The organism is Azospirillum sp. B510 (assembly GCF_000010725.1).
GTDB classification, from domain to species: Bacteria; Pseudomonadota; Alphaproteobacteria; order Azospirillales; family Azospirillaceae; genus Azospirillum; species Azospirillum lipoferum_B.
In genome coordinates this window covers 178234-200255 of sequence record NC_013859.1, presented here as the reverse complement: position 1 = coordinate 200255, position 22022 = coordinate 178234, and the positions used below count along the sequence as shown (strand labels likewise).

General features: G+C 69.8%; 13 protein-coding genes. 2 read left to right on the top strand and 11 right to left on the bottom strand.

Going from position 1 to position 22022, the window contains the following annotated elements:
- Window positions 1-107: 107 nt before the first annotated feature.
- The 6 genes from AZL_RS30860 to AZL_RS30835 are packed head-to-tail and all read right to left on the bottom strand — an operon-like array spanning window position 108 to window position 7694.
- Complete coding sequence (locus AZL_RS30860) at window positions 108-1886, bottom strand: alpha/beta fold hydrolase (RefSeq protein ID WP_012978291.1); 1779 nt, start codon at window positions 1884-1886, stop codon at window positions 108-110.
- The gene (locus AZL_RS36720; RefSeq protein WP_012978290.1) at window positions 1883-4351 is read right to left on the bottom strand and encodes a glycoside hydrolase family 2 protein; all 2469 of its coding nucleotides are present in this window, start codon (window positions 4349-4351) and stop codon (window positions 1883-1885) included. Before AZL_RS36720 ends, AZL_RS30860 begins: the two co-directional genes overlap by 4 nt.
- Window positions 4352-4355: 4 nt before the next feature.
- The gene (locus AZL_RS30850) at window positions 4356-5318 is read right to left on the bottom strand and encodes a DUF1839 family protein (protein WP_012978289.1); all 963 of its coding nucleotides are present in this window, start codon (window positions 5316-5318) and stop codon (window positions 4356-4358) included.
- A gap of 8 nt (window positions 5319-5326) precedes the next feature.
- The gene (locus AZL_RS30845) at window positions 5327-6253 is read right to left on the bottom strand and encodes an amino acid--[acyl-carrier-protein] ligase (protein ID WP_012978288.1); all 927 of its coding nucleotides are present in this window, start codon (window positions 6251-6253) and stop codon (window positions 5327-5329) included.
- Window positions 6250-7449: an acyl-CoA dehydrogenase family protein gene (locus tag AZL_RS30840; protein ID WP_012978287.1), complete on the bottom strand. Its 1200-nt coding sequence runs from the start codon at window positions 7447-7449 to the stop codon at window positions 6250-6252. Before AZL_RS30840 ends, AZL_RS30845 begins: the two co-directional genes overlap by 4 nt.
- Complete coding sequence (locus AZL_RS30835) at window positions 7446-7694, bottom strand: acyl carrier protein (protein WP_012978286.1); 249 nt, start codon at window positions 7692-7694, stop codon at window positions 7446-7448. The genes AZL_RS30840 and AZL_RS30835 overlap by 4 nt, the downstream gene beginning before the upstream one ends.
- Before the next feature lie 673 nt (window positions 7695-8367).
- Between AZL_RS30835 and AZL_RS30830 the strand changes: the two genes are divergently transcribed.
- The gene (locus AZL_RS30830; RefSeq protein WP_012978285.1) at window positions 8368-10995 is read left to right on the top strand and encodes a methyl-accepting chemotaxis protein; all 2628 of its coding nucleotides are present in this window, start codon (window positions 8368-8370) and stop codon (window positions 10993-10995) included.
- A 33-nt stretch (window positions 10996-11028) separates the two neighbouring features.
- Here AZL_RS30830 and AZL_RS30825 read toward each other — a convergent pair whose 3' ends face one another.
- The 3 genes from AZL_RS30825 to AZL_RS30815 all read right to left on the bottom strand — a co-directional run bounded on the left by AZL_RS30825 (window position 11029) and on the right by AZL_RS30815 (window position 15127).
- Entirely contained in the window at window positions 11029-11736 is a 708-nt protein-coding gene (locus AZL_RS30825) for a Crp/Fnr family transcriptional regulator (RefSeq protein ID WP_247894573.1), read from the bottom strand.
- 105 nt (window positions 11737-11841) lie between these two features.
- Window positions 11842-13662, bottom strand: coding sequence for an ABC transporter ATP-binding protein/permease (locus AZL_RS30820; protein ID WP_247894572.1), 1821 nt, complete (start codon window positions 13660-13662; stop codon window positions 11842-11844).
- 100 nt (window positions 13663-13762) lie between these two features.
- Entirely contained in the window at window positions 13763-15127 is a 1365-nt protein-coding gene (locus tag AZL_RS30815) for a GH1 family beta-glucosidase (protein ID WP_042446577.1), read from the bottom strand.
- A 190-nt stretch (window positions 15128-15317) separates the two neighbouring features.
- On the opposite strand from AZL_RS30815, the gene AZL_RS30810 reads away from it, so the two are divergent.
- Window positions 15318-16601 carry an alpha-galactosidase gene (locus tag AZL_RS30810; RefSeq protein WP_012978281.1) on the top strand — a complete coding sequence of 428 codons (1284 nt, stop codon included), beginning with the start codon at window positions 15318-15320 and terminating at the stop codon, window positions 16599-16601.
- A gap of 6 nt (window positions 16602-16607) precedes the next feature.
- On the opposite strand, the gene AZL_RS30805 is transcribed toward AZL_RS30810, so the two are convergent.
- A complete protein-coding gene (locus AZL_RS30805; protein ID WP_012978280.1) occupies window positions 16608-17759 on the bottom strand; it encodes an MFS transporter in 1152 nt (383 codons plus the stop codon).
- A 154-nt stretch (window positions 17760-17913) separates the two neighbouring features.
- Window positions 17914-21648 (bottom strand): trifunctional transcriptional regulator/proline dehydrogenase/L-glutamate gamma-semialdehyde dehydrogenase, encoded by a 3735-nt coding sequence (gene putA / locus AZL_RS30800; protein WP_012978279.1) that lies wholly within the window; start codon window positions 21646-21648, stop codon window positions 17914-17916.
- Window positions 21649-22022 lie beyond the last annotated feature (374 nt).

The window sequence follows — 22022 nt, the reverse complement described above, 5'->3', positions numbered from 1 at the left end:
GCCGGAGCGAATCGACCTCATCTCGGGCGCCGGTCGGCACTTCGCCCAATTTTTCCGGCGATTATCCGGCCTGCGGAGGGAACACCCGCCGGAACAGGCCTCACGCCTTACCCCACCCGCTCGCCGGAGGAAAGTCCAAGAGGCCAGCCGGTCAGTTCCGAACCGGCGGGGTCCGTCTGCGCGACGCTGTCCACACCGGCCAGATGGCGGTCGATCATGCGGTCCAGCCGGTCGCGCGCCTCCCACACCGTCAGGCTGTGGTCGGAACGGTCGAGATAGGCCACCTCGATGCCGGGCAGCCCCTCCAGGACGCGGCCGCCCTCGCCCAGATGCAGGTAGAATTCGGCCAGCGTAATGTCGTCGCTGCTGTAGATCACCAGCACCCGGCGGCCCTCGGCCGACAGCCGGCGGAACAGGCGCAGCGCATGGCGGGTCAGGCCGGTGCGGATCAGCAGCTTGCGGACGAGGCGGCCGGTAAGACGCTTGGCCAGCCCGGTCATCCGGGCGGGCTTGCGCAGGCTGGCGCGCAGCCGGGACGGCTTCAGCGCCTCCCGCAGGTAATCGCGGGTGGAGCGGAAGGCGACCGTCCGCATCAGCTCCGACACGGTGATGCCGCCGCCCAGCTCGAACCGGCCGGGATTGAGCACGATCTGCCCGACCACCCGCCCGTCACCCAGGCCGGCATACAAGGCGGGCGTGCCGCCGGCACACAGGCCGATGACGACCACGCGCTGGTGCCCCTGACTCTCCAGCCAGTTCAGCGCGGCGCGGACATCTCTGACCACCTCCCGGTTGTATAGCAGGTTGTCGGGCAGGCCCGGCCGCTCGGGACTGTCGCCGATGCCGGCCGCATCGATCCGCAGCGAGCAATAGCCGCGCGCCGCCAGCCGCCGCGCCTGCACCACGGTGGCGCGGCCGGAGCCGACATGGTGGGTGGCGCCGCTGTTCAGGAACAGGATGGCTGGCCGCTTGCCGGCGGGGTCAGCCAGCACTGGCATGCAGTGGATGCCGAACAACTCCGGCGCGCCGCCGAAGAAGACCGGCCGTTCGACGGCGGTCGGCATCATCAGGCCGGCCGGCCGCTCCGGCGGCGGCATCGCCCCGCCGGCGACCTCGCCGGCGGCGATCCAGTTCAGGACCGGGTCCAGCACCGACGCGGCCTGGGCGCCCTGGGGCTGCTGGGTCAATTCGAGAACGCCGCTGACCCCCATCGCCTCCGCCTCCGCCCCCATGGCGCGCCAGCGGGCCGCCAGCGTCACCGGCGCCTTGGCCGCGGGCCGGTCGACGATCAGAATGCGCGGGGCCGGCGGGGCCGGCCCGTCGCAGGGGTCGAGACCGCCGAGCGACAGCGCCGTTTCCGGCGTCACCGGTATGCCGACCACATTCAGCCAGGAGGCGCGCTCCGGCGGTTCCGGGTTGCAGACCGGGCGCTGCACCATGCTCGACAGCGCCTGGAGTTCGCGCAGGGCCTTGCGCCCCGAGGTGATCGGCGACAGCAGGACCAGCATATCGACGCCCAGCCCCTCCGCCGCCAGCTCCCGCGCCGCCGCCGTGGCGAGCAGAGCCCCCTGTCGTTGGCCGACCAGGACCAGCTCGGTGACGCCGGTGTCCTCGCGCAGGCGGCGAACCGCCGCCTTGATACCGTCGAGCCAGGCGCGCAGCCGGTCCGGCTCGCCATCATCCCCGGCCGAATCGCCGGAACCGGGATAGTCGAAGCGCAGCGTCGGCAAGCCGGCCGCCGCCAGCCGTTCGGCGAAGCCTTTCCAGGCGCGGTGGACGCACAGCTCCTCATGGCCATAGGGGCCGCACAGGACCACCCCGCGCAGGCCCGGCGCCGGGTGCAGCCATCCGAAACACCCCTCGAACACCACCGGCATCGGCTTCATGCATTCCCCCTGTAGCGGATGGGCGCCAGCGCGTTCACCGCGTGGACCTCACCATCCGGCGGCATCCGTGCGTCGTTCCCGCTTCCCAAGCCGGTCCTCGGCCGCAAACGGACGACCCGCTCGACACCGGGAGGCAGATGGAACCAGCCGTCGTCCGCCTGGAACCGCTCGTCCTCCACATGCACCGAACAGGCGAAGCGCCGCGTGGAGAGCCGCAGAACCCAGCCGTCCCCCTGCTCTTCCACCATCGCCCCCAGCCCCAGCTCCGCCCGCGCAAGCGCGCGTCCCCTTGGGAAATAATGGGACTCGTCCATTGGTTCCCCGCCCCCTTCGACCAGCAGCAGCGACGCCGTCACCACATCATGCGGAAGCGGCCCGAACCGGTAGGCGTAGGTCAGGTCGAAGAAGCGGTCGCCCAGTTCCGCCCCCGCCAGCATCACCGCCCCCCGCACCGGCAGCGTCACCGGCCGCTCCGCCGTCAGGACCGGCACCGCCCCCTCACGCCATGCCGTCACCCGCAGCAGCGCCTCGACCGGCCGGGCGGTGTCGTTGACCAGATGGACGGCCAGCCCGTTGACGCCCTCGTCGGTCAGGATCACCCGCAGCGGGCGGAAGGCGCGCTTCAGGGCGTGCCAGGCCGGCTTCGGCGTACCGTCGGCGCCGACCACGCCCCAGCCGGCACCGGGCCAGGGGTCGCGCCATTGCCAGACCAGGCCGCCGGCGCAGCCCGAACCGGCCCGCCGCCACTCGTCGAACACCGCCTGCATCACCTCTCCGGTCACCGCCCGCGACAGGCGGCGGTAGCGGTCGGGATCCTCATAGCGCAGGCGGCGCGGATCGACGCCATGGAGCGCCTCCAGATAATGCTCCCGCACATCCTCGAAATCCCAGGAGGCGCCGGGATCGCGCGGCACCCGCGCCTTCCAGCGCGGATGATGCAGCGCCGGAACGCCGAGCGGCTCATCCTCCGGCAGGTTGGCGAAGGCGAGGCATTCGCTGGCGAAACGCACATCCGCCCGCCGGGCATCCTCCAGCGGCCTAAGATAGGCGCCGACGCCGTAATAATGGGTCACCCCGGCATTGGCGACGAAGGGCAGCGCCCCGCCGCTCGGGGAGTTCGCCACCAGGATCAGGTCGGGCCGCCGGGCCGCCGATTCCTCGGCGATCACTGCGGTCAGCGCCGGTTGGGTCCAGGCGGCGCGGGGCAGGCCGAGCATGGCCGCCTGCTGCTCCATCTCGCTGCCGCCGCAGAGCACCGCCAGGGAGGGTGATGCCTGGGTCCGGTCGAGAAGCTGCGCGATCTCCGCCCGCGCGCTGTCGAGGAAAACGGCGTCGGCCGGATAGTCGAAATTGGCGAACATGGCGTCCTGCCAGACCAGGATGCCGAGCTCGTCGCACAGCTCGAAGAAGGCGTCACCCTCATACAGCATGGTGCCGCCGACCCGGACCATGTTGGCGCCGGCGTCGCGCATCCGCCGCAATTCCGGCTCATAGACCGCGCGATCCGACGACAGCCCGACCAGATCGACCGGCACCCAGCAGCCGCCACGGCAGAACACGCGGACACCATTCACCAGCAAGGCGAAGCCGTTGCCATCCGGCCCATGGTCGACGGCCAGCGAGCGGAAGCCGACACGGCCGAGATCGATTTCGACCGATCCAATCCGGGCGGTCACGCCATGCAGGGCCGGCTCGCCATGGGTGTGCGGCCACCAGGGCTCGACGTCCGGCAGGGTCAGGTCGGCATGGAAGCCGCCGGCACCGTCGAAGAGAAGCGGCGCCGTCCGCCCCGCGACCTCCACCACCCCGCCGGCACCGGCCGCGGCGCCCTCCACCGTCAGGCGCAGCGAGAGGCGGCCGTCCCGCCCGTCATAGCCGCTGCGCAGGTCGGCGGCGCGCACATGCAAGGGACCGGTCTCCTCCACCAGTTCCACCAGGCGATAGGGACCGACGGCGTGGATCGGCGGACACCAGCCCGGCATATGGCCCAGCAGGGTGGTGCGGACGAAGCGCAGACCCGCCGGCTCGGCCAGTCGGGGCCGCCAGCGGGCGCGGCCCTTCTTCGCCGCCAGCACCGGATGCAGGGCGTGGAAGCGGATCGACAGCTCGGCCTCGCCCTTCAGCGTCACCGGCACCTCATGAGCGAGATACATGCTGTCGGCGGTCAGGATGCGGTCGCCGTCCAGCCACACCTCCGCGATGGTGGCGAGGCCGTGGAACCGCAGGATGCCGGGACCATGGCCGCTCAGGCGGGTGCGGTAGACGACATCCTTGTCATGAAGCGGGGCCGGATCGTCGGCCGACCACGATCCGGCCGCCTGGAGCGCCAGCGCGGCGGTGCCGGGCACCGGGGCGGGAATGCCTCCTCCGCCATCGGCTTGTCCGCCGGGCGGCGAGACGGTCAGCGTCCATCCCCGATCCAGAGGGGTCCGGCGCTGTCCGGTGACCGATCGGATGCGGGCCATGGCGCTACCCGTATCGGCGGGCCAGACCGCCCAGGACGGTGTCGTAGTCGCGCTCCAGCCGGTCGAAGCCATCGGTGAGGTCGGGCAGCTTGCGCCGGGCCACGGTGCGGGCAAGCTGGAACTGCATGGCCTTGGCGGCTTCCGCGATCGATCGGCACCCCTCCACCGCGTCGGCCGGGCCGTCGAGCCAGCGGAGATGGGCGCCCAGCAGTTCGAAATTGGCGCCGAACTGGCGCAGCAGATTGAAGGCGTAGAGGTGGAAATACGCCATCGGATCGCCCACCGACCAGCGGGCGAGAAGCCGCTCCAGATGCTCCGGAAACGCGGCGCGGTAGGCCGCCATCGGATTGCCGGCCGGCCGGCGGGCGAGGTGGCGGCGCAGCAGGTCGAGCGACGCGGTGACCAGCGCCCCGCCTTCCAGCGCCGGCCGGCCGGGCTTCACGAACTCGACATAGGGGAAGAGCGGCCCGGCCGCCGCCGCCATGACACCCTCGTAATCGGCTCCCTCCAGCCGATGGAAGCCGGCATTGTGGAAATACTCCATCACCCGTGCGGCCGGGTCGATACGGACGATGCCGACCGTGGTCTTGACATGGGTGGTGCCGTAGGAGGTGCCACGGGTGTCCGGCAGGTGGAAGCCGTCGACCTCCACCAGCACCAGCCCGCCATGAGCGCTTCGCCGCAACTGCTCCGCCACATGGGCCTCGACGCCGTCATAGATCGCCAACTCCTGGACGCGCAGGCCGTACAGCGTCTCCAGATCCTCCAGCGGCACCTTGAAGAAGGTGAACTGGTCGCCTTCGAAATCCTGGGTGACGGTGAAGCCCAGCATCGCCCGCGGCTCCAGCCCGCGGGCGTGCAGCGCCTCGATCCACAGATCGACGTAGCAGTTGGTCTCCGGCCAGATGCGCTCACCCCGATGCAGGGGGTGGGGGTCGTAGCCGTCGGGCGGGTGCCGCGTCCACATGGCGCCGCTCACCCCCACAGCACCTTGCGCACCGACGCCGGCCACCGCGCGGTGTCGAAGCCATGGTGGCGGAACAGCGCCAGCGCCACCCGCTCCATGCCGAAGCCGACGCAGGCGGTGTGGGCGACGCCGTCGTCGTCGGTGCGGATGTCCCACAGATGGCCGAAATGGTCCTGGTGATAGTTGAAGCTGAGGCAGGCGGTCGGCTTCTCATGGCTGGTGATCGGGATCAGCAGTTCGAACTTCAGCTTCTGCTCGCGCTGGCTGTTCGACAGCATGGCGCCGGCCCGTCCGAAGAAGGGGTCGTTGGCGACATCGACATCGAGCGGCACCTCCAGCGAGCCCATCATCGCGCGGCCACGCTCCAGCCACAGCTCGCGGAACTCGACCACCTGATCGGGGGTGCCGATACGGATGTACTCGCGCATGCGGAACAGCTGCATGCGGGCGGGGTCGATCGACGGCTCATGCCGGAAACAGTAGGAGAAAACGTCGATCAGCCTGCCCTCGCCGGGCAGCGCGCCGCGCCGGGCGATGGTCGGATAGACCGGATAGCAGGCGGCCGGCGTCATCACCACGTCGGTCGCCACCTGATCCTCGGTCCAGTCCTGCCCCTCCTCCAGCCGGCGCAACAGGGTACGGTGCGCCTTCTCGTCGCCGCCGAAGCTGTGGATGGTGCCGGCCAGATGGGGAAAGCTCTTCAGATATTCGCTTTCCTCGAAATAGCGGCGGTTCAGGGCCGGCGGGAAGCGCATCACCTCCGCCCCGTCCCGGCCGCCCCAGCGGGTGACCAGCGCGTCGAAGCGCTCCACCACATCCTCGAAGACGCCGCTGCGGCCATAGAGACCGTCCACCCCGGTGGGGATCAGCAGGCCGGCTTTCACCAGCTCGTCACGATAGGCGGCCTGGGCGGCCGTGATGTCGACCATGTTCATTCGAATGGCCCCGATCCGTCCCGCTGGACGAGAAGCTGGGTGGAGATGTGCGCCATGATGCGGTCGTTGCCGATCATGAGCGCGGCGGACTGGGCGTCGCGCAGATGGCGGCCCAGGCTGTAGGGTGTGTCGTTGCGGTAGCCGGCGAGCCCGCAGGTGCGGATCGCCGCCTCCACCACCTCGCGCACCAGCTCCGAGGTGGTGACCTTCAGCGTGGCCATGGCGGTGGCGAAGGACAGGGCGGTGAGCTGCTCCGGCGAGCCGCTGGCCAGCTCGTACCGGCGGATGGCGGCGAGGATGACGGCCTTCATCTGCTGGAGCTTCGCCGTCGCCTCGGCCAGCCGCACCGCCGAGGCCGGGGTGGTGCCCGGCTTGCGCTTGGCCTCCGAGCGGACGAAGGCGCGGGCGCGGCTGACCGCGTCGGCGGCGATGCCGAGCCAGCAGCTGCTCCACAGGATATGGGTCACCGGCAGCATGGTCCGGGCCGACAGGTCGGCGTAGGGCAGCGGCAGGATCTGGTCGAGAACGCCCGCCGCCTCCAGCCGGTAGCCGTCGGAGCAGGTGCCGCGCATGCCCATCGCGTCCCAGCGCGTCGTCTTCTCCAGCCGATAATCGTCCTTCGTCACCACCACCAGCACCTGATCCGACGACGGGGCGTCGGGATTGCTGCGGGCGGTGACCAGGATGACGTCCGACTGGTCGCCGTAGGAGATCACCGACGCGTTCTTCGCCAGGGTGAAGCGCTCGTCCTCCGCATGGACGGCACAGACGCTGTTACGGATGTCGCCGCCGGTCTCCGCCTCCGTCGTGGCCGAGCCGAGGAGGAGCTGTTCGGCGGCGATGCGCGACATCAGGGCGCGATGCCAGCCGTTGCCGCCGTGGTCGAGCAGACAGGCGACTTGGATCTGGTGCATGGCATAGATCATGCCGGTGGCGGCGCAGCCGCGGGCCAGCGCATGGCAGGCGGCCGCCACCTCGAACAGGGAGGCTCCGCCGCCACCAAGGTCGGCCGGCACCATGGCACCCAGCAGCTTCTGCTCCCGCAAGGCGTCGAAGGCTTCGCTGGGGAAGCGGCCGTCGCGGTCGACGGCCTCGGCATGGCGCGCGGCGATGTCCGCACCGATGGCGCGCGCGCGGGCCGCGACGTTGACCGGGGCCGACACCGGCTCGGCCAAAGCGGCCAGGGCGGCGGTCACGCCTCGCCCCCGTCGATCAGGCCGCGCACCGCATCGCGGATGGCGGCGATGCTTTCAAAGGTGCGGCGGTTCAGCAACCTGTCGGGAAACTCGACGTCGAACTGCTCCTCCAGCCCCAGCATCAGCCCGACACAGCCATGCGAGGTCAGGCCAGCGGCATAAAGGTCGTCATCGATGGCGAGCGTCCCGGCATCGACCGCGAGCCCGCCGCATTCCGCCAGGACGGAGCGGATGCCGGCGACCATCCCGTCGTCAGCCCCGGCGGTTGCGGAAGGCGGGCTGGCCGCGGTCATGGGGCCCGCAAAGGACGGAACGGCGGACGGAGCGGCGAAGGGCGGGCTGGCATCCTGCGGCATTGTCGAAAATCCTTTGGAAACGGTGCTGACCCCAAGCTAGCCACGCCACCACGGCGCTTCCACTCGGCATCGGTATGGCCGCGCCGCTATCCAAGTGATGGCTTTTTCGCCGGTGGGGGTAAGCACAGGGATGGGGTCGGTCGATGGCCGTGGTGCCTTTGGTGCTGCCCGCTATGGCCATGACCCGGATGCATAGGCCTGGGCGTGACGGTCCACCGGCGGGGCGGGCTTCCCGCCCTCCCACCGTCCGGCCCAGGCCCATGGATGCGCAACAACCTTCGACAATCAGAAAATTTTCTGCCCTTTTGGCGTATATCTTCCGAATATCGGAATAATCGTAACTATCTTTTCTTATCAGCGGAAAATTCATTGACGACGCCTCCTTCCGTTGAAAAGCATGGAAAGGCCGGCGCGACCGATGGTCGCAAGCACATCCCGCAGTCCATGAAACCTTGATTGCGCACAATGCGGACTTGCGGCCCGGGAAAAGCCGCCGGCGCCCGGACCAGTTTCGTGCCGGACGACCAGCGACCACACCCGCTCCCAAGGGGAACCCGACGCCATGACCACCGCCGCACCCGTCAATCCGCAGCCCGGCGCCGACCGCCACGGTCGCCACCGTCGTCTCGGCGTGCGGGCCAAGCTGATGCTGGCCTTCGCCGGCATGGCGGCGATGACGGTGGCGGCCAGCGCCGTCGGGTTGATGTCCTTCTCCGCGGTCGAGCGGCCCATGGCCCAGATCGCCGACACCAGCCTGCCGGAGATGGAACTGGCCACCCGGCTGGCCGCCGAGAGCGGCGGCATCGCCTCGGCGGCTCCCGCGCTGGACGGCGTCGACAGCCAGGAGGAGCGGGAACGGCTCCAGGCCGAGGCTCGGGACCATGCCCGCGGCTTCCTGTCGCTGGTGGACGAAATGGCCGGGCGCCGGCCGCAGGACCCGCTGCTGTCGGAGGTGCGCGAGACCGGCAATGCGCTGATCGCCACGCTCGACCGGATCAACGACGCCGTTGCCCGCCGCCTGTCCCTGCATGATCGGCGCGAGGCGGCCTCCACCCGCCTCGCCCAGACCTATGACGGCTTCCTCAAGACGCTGGCCCCGCTCGTCGATGGCGCCGGGGAGTCCCTGCAACAAAAGGGCATGGCGCTCGACGGCGGCACCGACCGCGACATGGGAACGCTGTCGGACGCCGTGCGCTCGATGATCGCGCTCTACGACCTGCGCGGCGGGATCGCCCGCGCGCTCGACGCCATGAACCGCTCCGGCACGGCACAGGACGCCAAGGAGATCGGAGATCGGCAGCAGGCCTATCTGGAGGCGTCGTCGCAGGTGACCGGAACGCTCGGTACGCTGGGCGACCGTCTGCCCGCCGACACCGCCGGCAAGATCGAGGCGCTGTTCCTGTTCGGCTATGGCCAGGACAATGTCTTCGACCTGCGCCGCGCGGCGTTGGATGGGACCGGCGGCGCCGGGTCGGACAGGCGGCTGGCCGAGCGGCTGGCCGCCGCCCGGACGCAGGCCGCCCAACTGATCGACGGGCTGGCGCCGCCGTTGCGCAAGGTGCAGAGCGACATCAAGCGCGCCAATTTCGACATCCGTTCCCAGGTCCAGGAGGCCATCCAGGATCTGCTCGGCCAGGGGCTGGAACAATTCCGCACCAACCTGGAACTGTCGACCTACGGCACCGCCCTGACCGGCGCGTTGAACGAGGCGGCCCAGGCCCCCGATGCCGCCCGGCTGGACCTTCTGGAAAAGCGCTTCGCCACCGCCTCCTCGTCGCTCTATGAGCGCATCGGCAAATTGCGCGGGCAAACCGGCGACAATGCCGCGGGGACCGAGGTGCTGGCCGCCCTGGTGAAGGCGCTGATCGGATTCGGCCGGGGGGAGGAAGGGGTCATCGCCCTGCGCCGCGCCGAATTGACCTCGACGGCCGATACCAAGCGGATGCTCGCCGAGAGCCGCCAACTGGCCCAGCGCTTCTCAGCCACCGTCGACCGCGAGATCGCCGCGATGCGCGAGGAGGCGAAGACGGCGGTCACCGGGACCGAAGGCGTCATCGCCGCCGGCCGGAACATGCTGGTCCTGTTCGCCGCCGGCAGCCTGGTCGGCGCCGTGGCGCTGGCCTGGCTGGTGGTGGGCCGCCACATCGTCGCCCGGCTGAGCGCCCTGTCCGACGCCATGCGGGCGATCGCCGCCGGCGATCTGAACGCGCCGATCCCCGCCGCCGGCGCCGACGAGATCGGCGACATGACCCGCGCCCTGAGCGTCTTCCGCGACACCGCCGACGAGGCCAGGGCCGCCAACGCCCGCGCCGAGGCGGAACGCGGCCGCGCCGCCGGCGAACGCCGCCGCGCCATGGTCGAGATGGCGGAGAATTTCGAGAGCGGCGTCCGCACCGTGCTGGACCGCGTCGCGCAGGCCGCCGGCGAGATGCAGGACATGGCCGAGCGCATGACCCGGAGCGCCGACCTTACCGCCGGGGAGGCGACGACCGCCGCCGGCAGCTCCCTTCAGGCGGAAGGCAACGTCAAGGCGGTCGCCGCCGCGACGGAGGAATTGTCGGCCTCCATCCAGGAGATCGGCGGCCAGGTCCAGGTCTCCAGCCGGATCGCCCGCAAGGCCGCCGACGAGGCCGAACGAACCGACCGCACGGTCGAGGGGCTGGCCCAGACCGCCGGCCGCATCGGCGAGGTGGTCGGGCTGATCCAGTCCATCGCCGGCCAGACCAACCTGCTGGCCTTGAACGCCACCATCGAGGCGGCCCGCGCCGGGGAGGCCGGCAAGGGCTTCGCCGTGGTGGCCAGCGAGGTGAAGGGCCTCGCCACCCAGACCGCCAAGGCGACGGAGGACATCTCCGCCCAGATCGCCGCCATGCAGTCGGTGACCCAGGATGCGGTGGACGCCATCCGCTCCATCGCCGGCACCATCCGTGAGGTGAACGAGATCGCCGCCACCATCGCCGCCGCGGTGGAACAGCAGAGCGCCGCCACCCGCGAGATCGCCCGCAATGTCGGCGAGGCGGCGAACAGCACCCAGCATGTGCGTGGCAACATCGATTCCGTCGCCGACGCGGCGCGGGAGTCGGGGGATTCGGCCAACCGCGTGCTGACCGCCTCCTCCACCGTGCAGGACCAGCTGCGGACTCTGGCCGGTCAGGTCGACGGGCTGGTGCGGGAGATGCGGGCGGCTTGACGGCGCCCGCCCCTCCGCCGGACAGGGCGCGGGCTACGGCCCGTCCGCCAGTTCGCGCAGGGCGGCGGTGTCGCAGCGGAAGCGGTTGGGCCGCTGTTCCTCCAGCAGGCCCTGCCGCTTCAGCTCGGCGACGACGCGGCTGGCGGTCTCGGTGGTGATGCCCAGCACGGCGCCGACATCCTCCCGCCCGAAGAAATCGCATTCGCCGAGATCGTCCACCAGGGTCAGGAACAGCCGAGCGACCCGCGCCCTGGCGCTGCCGGTGCCGAGTTCGACCAGGAAGGCGTCGGCCCGCTCGACCGCCTGATGCCAGCGCCGCATCAGCTGCTGGTGCAGATGCTGGGTCTCCTCCGACAGGCGCTGGATCACGGCGCGGGGGATGCGGCAGGTCAGGACGGGATGGATGGCGATGGCGGTATGGCGATAGGGTTCGCCCAGCGCCGCCTCGAGCCCGGCGGTGTCCCCGGTGCGTAAGAGCCGGACGATGCGCTGGCCGCCGTTCGGCAGATATTGGACCAGCTTCACCAGCCCGCTGCGGACCGTGAACAGCGCCGCCGGCTCGTCACCGACATGGTAGAGCGCCGATCCCGGCGCCACCGTCATCTCGTCGATCGGCAGATGGATCAGGTTGAAATCGGGTTCCGTCAGATCGGCGAACAGCGCGGAGTCCCGGATCCCGCATCCCCGACAATTCGCCAGCCCCCGCCATGCCGCGTTGATGCTGGTCTTCTTCACGCTCATATCCATGGTTGGCGGGCGGCGATGCTGTGGGTACGAACGGTGTCCGCCGCGCAGTGTGGCAGCTTTTGGAAGGCGTTCCAAGGTTCCGGGACACCGGAACGACTGTTACGCGGCACTCTCCGCCACCGGCTGGGCATCCCGCGCCTCCTCCCGCAGGGTGACGGCGCCGTTGGTCCGCTCCAGCACCAGCTTGCGGCCATGGTGGGCGTCCAAGGCGGCATGGTGGCCGATGGTCAGCAAGGTGGCGTGCGGCAACTCCCGCTCCATCAGCGACAAGAGCTCCTCCTCCGCCGGGGGGTCGAGGCTGTCGGTGGCGTCCTCCAGGAAAATCCAGTCGGGACGGCGGATCAGCAGCCGGGCGAAGCCCAGGCGCTGGCGTTCGGGCACCGACAACGCCTCGTCCCAATGGTCCAGATCGTCCAGCCGTCCGACGAGATCGGGCAATCCGACACTGAGCAGCGCCGCCACCGCCTGCTCGTCGCCGACCGAGGAGGCGGCTCCGGGATAGGCCAGAACGGCGCGCAGGCTGGCATGGGGCAGATAGGGGCGTTCCGGCATGAAGAACACGCGGGTGTGGGCCGGCAGGGTGATCCGGCCACGGCCCCAGGGCCAGACGCCGGCCACGGCGCGGAACAGGCGGATGGTCGCCGACGGATCGCCGCCGATCAGCACGCGGTCGCCCGGCCGCACCTCCAGGTCGAAGGGATGGACGACGGCCGTGCCGTTCGGCTCGTCGATGGCAACACCGGCGAAGGTCAGGGTGCTGTGTTCGTCCGCGCGCACGACCTGGATATGGGCATCCGGCACGTCGCAGACCTCGCGGTCCAGCCGCAGCAGCGCGTCATGCAGGTTCAGCACGCGCTCCACCGACGCCCGCCATTCGGCGGCGCGCGGCAGATTGTCGATCGGCCAGGACAGCGCCCCCACCGTCTGCTGGAAGGCCTGCGCCGTCTGCATCAGCACCCCCAGCGAGATGGTGCCGGCGATGTAGCGCGGGGCGGCGACCAGGGTCGGAAAGGCGGCGGACAGCACGGAATAGCTGGCGCTGAACACCATCATGTGGCTGAGCGCGCGGGTCTGCCCGGTCCAGCCCCGCACCACCCCGCCGAACAGGCTGGCGAGATGGCCGCGCTCGGCCGATTCCCCATGCAGCAGGGCGATGGTCTGGCCGTTCTCGCGGATGCGGGCCAACGCGAAGCGGAAATCGGCCTCGTAACCCTGACGGCGGTTGACGGCATTGACCAGCGGCTGGCCGATCAGCATGGCGATGGTGGTGCCCACCGCGGCATAGAGCAGAGCCACGAACAGCAGATGGCCCGGCACCGCCAGCTCCGTTCCGAACAGCGTGACCGGCAGGGTGCCGGACAGCATCCACAGGATGTTGGTGAAGCTGATCAGCAGCAGGGCGCAATAGGTCAGCGAATGGCCCAGCTCGATCGCCATCTCGGCGGTGATGCGGATGTCCTCGGCGATGCGGCCGTCGGGGTTGTCGTGCTCCCCCGGCATATAGGCGATCTGGTGATGGCGGCCCCGGCGCAGCCAATCCTCCAGCAGCTTGCGGGTCAGCCAGTCGCGCCAGCCCATCTGCAACCGCCGCTTCACCCGCAGATGCAGCACGACGATGACGATGTTGTAGAGGATGATCAGCCCGACGAAGCCGATCATGGTGAGGAAACGGTCCATGGAGCGCTGTTCGAGCGCGTCGAACAGCCGCTCGCTCCACAGATTGATCAGGACGGGGACCGAGACCTGTCCGATGGTCAGCACCACCAGCGCCACGGTCAGCGCCCAGACGGTCACCCGCGACCGTCCCTGCCAATAGCCGCCGGCCAGCCGCAGGAAACGGCGGGCGAAGCTGGGCGCCTCGCCACCCGTCCTCATACCGTCATTTCCGGCGCGCCCGCCGCCGCCTGTCTTGTCGGTCATGCCGCCCATCCGGGCCTCCGCCCTTGATCCATCACCGTCCGTATGACTAACGAATAGGGTGCGACATGCCGAAAGTACAGGGGCGGCGGGAAGATATCGGTCAAAGTCTTCCGGTTCTCACAACCTCGGCCAGGAAGCGGTAGCTGTCCTTCGGCGTGCGCTCCAGCGTGTCGTAATCGACGCGCACGATGCCGAACCGTTTCGACAGGCCGAAGGCCCACTCGAAATTGTCCAGCAAGCTCCAGCACAGATAGCCCGTGACGTTGCAGCCGTCGGCCAGCGCCAGCGCCACCGATTCCAGGTGCTCGCGGTAGAACAGCACCCGCTCGGCATCGTGGATCTGGCCGTCCGGCGTCACCACGTCGTCATAGGCGCAGCCATTTTCGGCGATGAAGACGGCGGGATTGCCGTAGTCGGTGCGGAATTCGCTCAGCAGCTCGTACAGCCCCTCCGGCTGCACCGGCCAGGCCATGCCGGTCCAGCGCCGGCAGCGCGCTTCGCCCCAGCCGACCTCGAAGGGCCGTCCCGCCTCATGCTTCATCGTCATGCGGGAGTAGTAGTTGATGCCCAGCAGGTCGATGGGATAGCGGATCGCCTCCTCGTCGCCGGGCAGCACGAAGCCGGCCATCTTGTCGGCCAGCAACGCCGGGATCCGTCCGCGCATCAGCCCGTCCAGCGTCACCCGGTTCCACACCGCATCCCAGCGGGCGGCGGCGGCGATGTCCTCCGGACGGTCGCTGTCGGGAACGGCGGGTTGCAGGTTCAGGACGGTGCCCAGCGTCAGGCCGGAATGCTCCGCCGCGATGGCGCGCAGCGCCGCCCCTTGAGCCAGATTCTGGTGATGCAGGGCCCGCAGGATGCCCTGTTCGCCCAGCCTGTGGCCGGGGGCGTGCTCGCCGACGCCATAGCCGAAGATCGCGACGACATTGGGTTCGTTCAGCATCATCCAGGTCTTGACCCGGTCGGCCAGCCGGGCGGTGACGATGCGGGCGTAGTCGGCGAAGGGTCCGATGATCTCCCGCCCCTGCCAGCCGCCGGCATCCTCCAGCGGCTGCGGCAGATCCCAATGATAGAGGCAGGCCATCGGCGTGATTCCCGCCTCCAGCAGCCCATCGACCAGCCGGTCGTAGAAATCGAGGCCGCGCGTCTCCACCGCCCCGGTGCCCGTCGGCAGGATGCGCGGCCAGGCGATGGAGAAGCGGTAGCTGTCGAAGCCGGCCGCCTTCATCAGCGCGATGTCTTCCGGATAGCGGTGGTAATGGTCGCAGGCCACCGCCGCACTGCTGCCGTCCATGATGCGGCCCTGGGCGGTGAAGGTGTCCCACACGCAGGGCCCACGCCCGTCGGCCTCCACCGCCCCTTCGATCTGGTAGGAGGCGGTCGAGGCGCCCCAGCGGAAATCCGGCGGGAAACTCAGCGGCTTGGCATCGTCGGCCAGGGACACGGGCTGGCTGAAGCTGTCCATTGTCGTCCTCCCAAGGGATTGGTTCGTTTTCCCCAGCATGCCGCAGCCGGCCGCCCGGCGCCATGGGACAAGCACACGAATGGTCCGGGCGCGACGCGGTGGCGCAGCCTATGGGCGGCGCCGTCCGAAGGGCGTAGCCTTGTGTCCACAAGACGGCGGTCAGCCGCTCCGTTTGCGGAGGAAACCCACCATGCCCAACACCACCAAGATCGTCTTCATCGGCGCCGGCAGCGCCGCCTTCGGCCTCAGCCTGTTCCAGGATCTGTTCTCCACCACGGAGCTGGCCGGCAGCACCCTGACGCTGGTCGACACCAATGTGGAAGCGCTCGACCGCATGGCGGCGCTGGCGGATGTGCTGAACCGCCACGGGAATGCCGGCCTCACCATCGAGAAGACCACCGACCGCAAGGCCGCCCTCCAGGGCGCCGGTTTCGTGCTGTGCGCCATCGCCATCGACCGCAACCGGCTGTGGAAGCTGGATTTCGAGGTGCCGAGGAAGCATGGCATCCGCCACACGCTGGGCGAGAATGGCGGCCCCGGCGGGCTGTTCTTCACGCTCCGCACCCTGCCGCTGATCGTCGACATCGCCCGCGACGTCGAAGCGATCTGCCCCGACGCCCTGTTCATCAACCTGTCGAATCCGGAAAGCCGCATCGTGCTGGGCCTGTCGCGCTGCACCAATGTGCGGACGCTCGGGCTCTGCCACGGCATCTTCCTGGCGCGCTGGTTCATCTGCCAGATCCTGGGCATGGCGGAGAAGGAGGTCGATGTCTGGGGCGCCGGGCTGAACCATTTCCAATGGCTGACCGCGATCCGCGAGAAGGCGACGGGCCGCGACCTCTATCCCCTGCTTCGCGAGAGGGAGGCGACGCACGATCCGTCCTTCACTCCGCTGGCGCGCCGCCTGTTCCATGCCTTCGGCCTGTGGGTCACCCCCAGCGACGACCACACCGGCGAATTCCTGCCCTATGGCTGGGAGGCCGGGGAACACGGCTTCGACTTCAAACATGACGAGGAGGGGCGCGTCATCTTGCGCGACCTGATGGATGGCGTCATCGACGGCAGCAGGCCGATCCCAGATGATTGGACCAGACCGTCCTGGGGCGAGCGGGCGGTGGCGGTGATCGCGGGCCAGCTGCACAACCAGAAGCGCTTCATCGAAAGCGGCATCGTCATCAACCGCGGCGTCATCCCCGGCCTGCCCGACGAGCTGGCGGTGGAGGTGCCGCTGGTGGCCGACGCCGCCGGTGTCCATCCGGTCTCGCTCGGACGGCTGCCCGACGGCATCCTGAAGCTGCTGTCGGTCCAGGCCAACGTGCAGCAACTGTCGGTGGAGGCGGCGCTGCGCGGATCGAAGGAGCTGGCCTTGCAGGCGCTGCTGATCGATCCCGTCGTGAATTCCAGCGCCGCCGCCGCCGCCATCCTGGATGAGCTGTGGGAGGCGAACCGGCCCTACATCCGGGCCTGCCTGTGACCGTCGCTATGCCCGCCCCCGCCGGATCAGCCGGACCGAGGCGAAGCCCAGCCCGGCGGTGAGCAGGCCGACGCCGAGGAACAGCGGGCCGAAGCCGGTGTGGGTGGAGATGTATCCATAGAGCACCGGCCCGATCCCCTGCCCCAGGAAGAAGCTCGACGCGAACAGGGCCAGCGCCGAGCCGCGGGCGGTCGGGGCCAGCTCCGTCGCCTGGGTCTGCATGGTGTTGTGCAGCATGTAGAAGCCGAAGCCGGCGACCAGGAAGGCGAGGCTCACCACCGGCCAGGGCACCGGGAAGGCGATGACCAGATAGGCCAGGCCGGCGGCCAGACCGCCGGCCTTCATCATGCCCCATTGGCCGAGCGAGGCGATCAGCCGCCGGACCACCGTGCTGTAGACCACGCCGCCGATGGCGAAGGCGGCGATGGTCAGCCCGGCCTGGAAGGCGCCGGCGGCGCCATGTTCGATCAGCACCGGGGCCACGAAGGGGAAGACGCCGAAGATCAGCAACCCCTCCCCCGCCACGGTGGCGAAGACGAACAGCGAGGCCGGGTTCGTCAGCACGGTGGCATAGCGCCGCCGCGCGTCGGCGACCGACAGGGGGGAGCGGGGTTCCACCTCGCGCGCCAGCCCGATCAGGGCGGCGGCGCAGATCAGCGCCGTCACGCCGGCGGACAGGCCGAACACCGCCCGCCAGCCGAAGGCCTCGGCCAGCGCCCCCGACACGGCGGAACCCGACATCTGCCCGAAGATCACCGCCAGCAGGAAACGGCTGATGGCGATCTGGCGCTCCTCATAGGGCACGCGGTCGCCGATCAGCGCCATGGAGGCCGGGATGATGCCGCCGGCGAAGGCGCCGGCCAGGATACGCCCGGCCATCACCGTGCCGTAGCTCGGCGCGATGGTGGACAGCACCAGACCGACGGTCAGCACCGACAGGGCCAGCCGGACCAGCCGCGACTTGCCGATGGCGTCGCCCACCGGCCCCAGCACGACCTGCATCAGGGCATAGGGCAGCGTGTAGGCGGAGGCGAGCAGGGCCGCCTGCCGCACCGTCACGTCGAGATCATCGGCGATCAGTGTCAGCATCGGATCGGTGGTGCGCAGGGAGAAGGCGCTGGCGAAGCCGGCGAGGCCAAGCAGGAAGATCAGGCGCATCGGGAATCCGAACGGCAACGGTGACGGTTCGGAACCTTAACCGCATCGTCCGTAGGCGTACCGCACGGCGGCGAGGATGGCAGGCATGCGCGTGGAGCGGGCGCTCTTGCCGCCGCACGCGCATGGCCGGTTCAGCTCCTCTGGCGCAGCCCGTTCAGCTCATCGCCACCAGGCTGGCGTTGCCACCGGCCGCCGTGGTGTTGGTGCTGACGGAGCGCTCGTTCATCAGCCAGGCGATCTCCACCCCCTTGCCGCCGGTGGGTACCCCCTGGGTCAGGACGATGGGGCCGGGCAGCTCGGCGATGCGGCGATTGGCGGCGAGCAGACGCTCGGACTCGCCTTCCACCAGCGCGCCGGCCAGCGGTCCGAACGATGTCCAGCTCGGGCTCACCCGGACACGGGCGGCGACCTCCGGCGGCAGGCGCGTCAACCCGGCGGTGACGGCGGTGTCGCCATCCACCACCACCTCGTTGCCGGTTGCGAGTGCCGCTCCCAACAGGCGGTACAGCCCGTCCTCCGTCCGCGGCAGCAGCAGGATGCGGCCACGCGGCATCAGGCTGTAGACATTGCTTTCCCCCACCGGACCGGCCAGTTCGGTGCGGCCGCCGACGGGGGAGTGCTTCGCCAGCGCCCGGACCTCGGTGGCGATCGCCGCCTTGCCCTGGTCGGCGAGCCAGCCGGCGAAATTGTGAGCGAGCGCTCGCTCGGTGCCGCCGCGAACGCCGAGATCAGGAAGCGGACGGACGGACAGCAGGCGCGACAGGTACAGCGGGCCGCCGGCCTTCGGTCCGGTGCCGGACAGGCCATGGCCGCCGAAGGGCTGGACGCCCACCACCGCACCGATGGTGTTGCGGTTGACATACAGGTTGCCGGCCTCGATCCGGCTGGTCACCCGGTCGATGGTGGCGTCGATGCGGGTGTGCAGGCCGAAGGTCAGGCCATAACCGGTGCCGTTGATGGCGTCGACCAGCCGGTCGAGATCGTCACGGCGGAAGCGCAGCACATGCAGGACCGGCCCGAACACCTCGCGCTCCAGATCGGCGATGCGGTCGATCTCGATGATGGTCGGCGCGACGAAGGTGCCATGGCCGGTCTCCGCCGGCAGCGGCAGCGACTCCACCCGGCGGCCCTTGGCCCGCATCGCCTCGATATGGCGCAGGATGCCGTCGCGCGCCTCCGCCGTGATCACCGGGCCGACATCGACCGCCAGACGGTCGGGGCTGCCGATGCCCAGCTCGCGCATCGCGCCCTTCAGCATGGTCAGGGTGCGGTCCGCGACATCCTCCTGTAGGCAGAGGATGCGCAGGGCGGAGCAGCGCTGGCCGGCGCTGTCGAAGGCCGAGGCGATGACGTCGGCCACCACCTGCTCGGCCAGGGCCGAGCTGTCGACGATCATGGCGTTCTGGCCGCCGGTCTCGGCGATCAGCGGGATCGGCGCGCCGTCGGGCGACAGCCGCTCGGCCAGTTGGCGCTGGATCAGGCGGGCGACCTCGGTGGAACCGGTGAACATCACCGCGCGGGTGCCGGCATGGCCGACCAGGGCGGCACCGACCTCCCCGGCACCGGGCAGAAGCTGCACCGCGCCGGCGGGCACCCCGGCGGCGCGCAGGATGCGCACGGCCTCCGTCGCGACCAGCGGGGTTTCCTCCGCCGGCTTGGCCAGCACCGGATTGCCGGCGGCCAGCGCCGCGGCGACCTGACCGGTGAAGATGGCGAGCGGGAAGTTCCACGGGCTGATGCAGACCACCGGCCCCAGCGGCAGATGGGTGTCGTTGGCGAAGCGGTCGCGGACCTGGGCGCCGTAATAGCGCAGGAAGTCGATGGCCTCGCGCAGCTCGGCGATGGCGTTGGCGGTGGATTTGCCGGCCTCGCGGATGATCAGGCCGAGCAGGGTCGGCAGGCGCGCCTGCATCGCGTCGGCGGCGCGGAACAGGCAGGCGGCGCGTTCGGCCGGCGGGGTTGCAGCCCAGACCGGCGCCGCCGCCTCGGCGAACAGGAAGGCGTCGGCGATGTCGGCCGGGCCGGCATCGACGCGGCGGCCGACGATGTCGCGACGGTCGGCCGGGTTCAGCACCGGCCGGGCCTTGCCGGGATGCTCCCCTCGGCGCTCGCCGTCCGCCAGCAGCGGGGCGGCGGTCCAGGCGATGGCGGCACTGTCGCGCAACGCGGCGGACAGCCCGGCCAGCGTGGTCTCGTTCGACAGGTCGAGCCCGGCGGAGTTCGCCCGCTCCGCCCCGAAGAGATCCTTCGGCAGGGCGATCAGCGGATTCCGTTCGCCCAGCGGCAGGGTGGCGCTCGCCTGCGCCACGGGATCGGCGACCAGATCGTCGATCGACACGCTCTTGTCGGCGATGCGGTTGACGAAGGAGCTGTTGGCGCCGTTCTCCAGCAGGCGGCGGACCAGATAGGCCAGCAGCGTCTCATGGGTACCGACCGGGGCATAGACGCGGCAGGGCCGCTTCAACGGGCCGACGACTTCCTTGTAGAGCGGCTCGCCCATGCCGTGCAGGCACTGGAACTCGTACTGGCCGACCTGGAAACCGGCGGGATTCAGATGCTCGGCCATGCGGTGGATGGTCGCCAGCGTCTGGGCGTTGTGGGTGGCGAATTGCGGGAACACCGCGTCGGGGGCGCCGAGCAGCCGGCGGGCGCAGGCGACATAGGACACGTCGGTGTGCAGCTTGCGGGTGTAGACCGGGAAATCCTCCAGCCCGTCGACCTGGGCGCGCTTGATCTCGCTGTCCCAATAGGCGCCCTTGACCAGCCGGATCATCAGACGATGGCCGCTGCGCCGGGCGAGATCGACGACGAAGTCGATGACGTAGGGGCAGCGCTTGCCATAGGCCTGGACGACGAAGCCGATGCCGTTCCAGCCCGCCAGATCCGGATCGAAACAGAGCGATTCCAGAAGGTCGAGCGACAGCTCCAGCCGGTCGGCCTCCTCGGCGTCGATGTTCAGGCCGATGTCGTAGCGGCGGGCCAGCCGGGCCAGTTCGGTGACGCGCGGCAGCAGCTCCGCCATCACGCGCTGTCCTTGAGCGCGGGAATAGCGCGGGTGCAGGGCCGACAGCTTGATCGAGATGCCGGGGCCGTCATGGATGCCGCGCCCGGCCGACGCCTTGCCGATGGCGTGGATGGCCTTTTCATAATCGGCGTAATAGCGGTCGGCATCGGCGGCGGTGGTCGCCGCCTCGCCCAGCATGTCGTAGGAATAGCGGAAACCCTCGGCCTCCATCCCGCGGCTGTTGGCCAGCGCCTCGTCGATGGTCTGGCCGGTAACGAACTGCTCGCCCATCATCCGCATGGCGAAATCGACGCCACGGCGGATCAGCGGCTCGCCACCGCGCAGGATCAGCTTGGTCAGCGCCGAGGACAGCGCCTGTTCGCCGCCGAAATGGTCGCCCAGCACACCGGTGACCTTGCCGGTGACCAGCAGCCCCCAGGTCGCGGCGTTGACGAACAGCGACGGGCTGTTGCCGAGATGGGCGCGCCAGTCGCCGCCGGCGATCTTGTCGCGGATCAGCGCGTCGCGGGTGGCGCGATCGGGGATGCGCAGCAGCGCCTCCGCCAGGCACATCAGCGCCACGCCCTCCTGGCTGGACAGGCTGTATTCGTGGATCAGCCCCTCGACCCCACGCCCCTGCGGCCTGGCGCGCAAGGCCGCGATCAGTGAACGCGCGGTCCGGGCCGCGGCAGCGGTCACCTCGGCCGGCAACGCCGCCTGTTCCACCAGCCAGGCCACGCAGTCCGGCTCCGGCCGGCGATAGGCGGCGGTGATCGCCTGACGCAACGGGCTGGCCGGGCGAACGACGGGAGCGAAGGCGGCGAAGGGGCCGGTCCCGCTGTCCGGAGAAAATTCGGCAGCGGGGGAGACGCTCGGGTCGATCATCGGGGGGATGGCCATCTGGCTCATGGCGGCTGGCTCCGGTCGGGGGGCGGGGTCGGAGGCTTTGGAAAGCGGTGTCCGGCGGTCTGGCGGGCCGCTCCGACGCCTGTCAGGCTAACCGATAGTCCCGGATCTTTTCCATCTGGTATTTCTACGATTTTACGGAATATTATTCTTATGAATAACAGTTTTATCGAATATTATACTGGTCATACAGCATGATTTCAGAACTTACGGCCGGTTTCTGGCCGCGCGGATTCATCGATCCCGGATTTCCGGAATGAAAAACGGAAATCCTGGGCAATCGCCGATGATCTCCAAGGATGGAGCGCCATCTTCCAACGGATTTACGGAAGGGCGGGCCAGCGGCCCGAAAA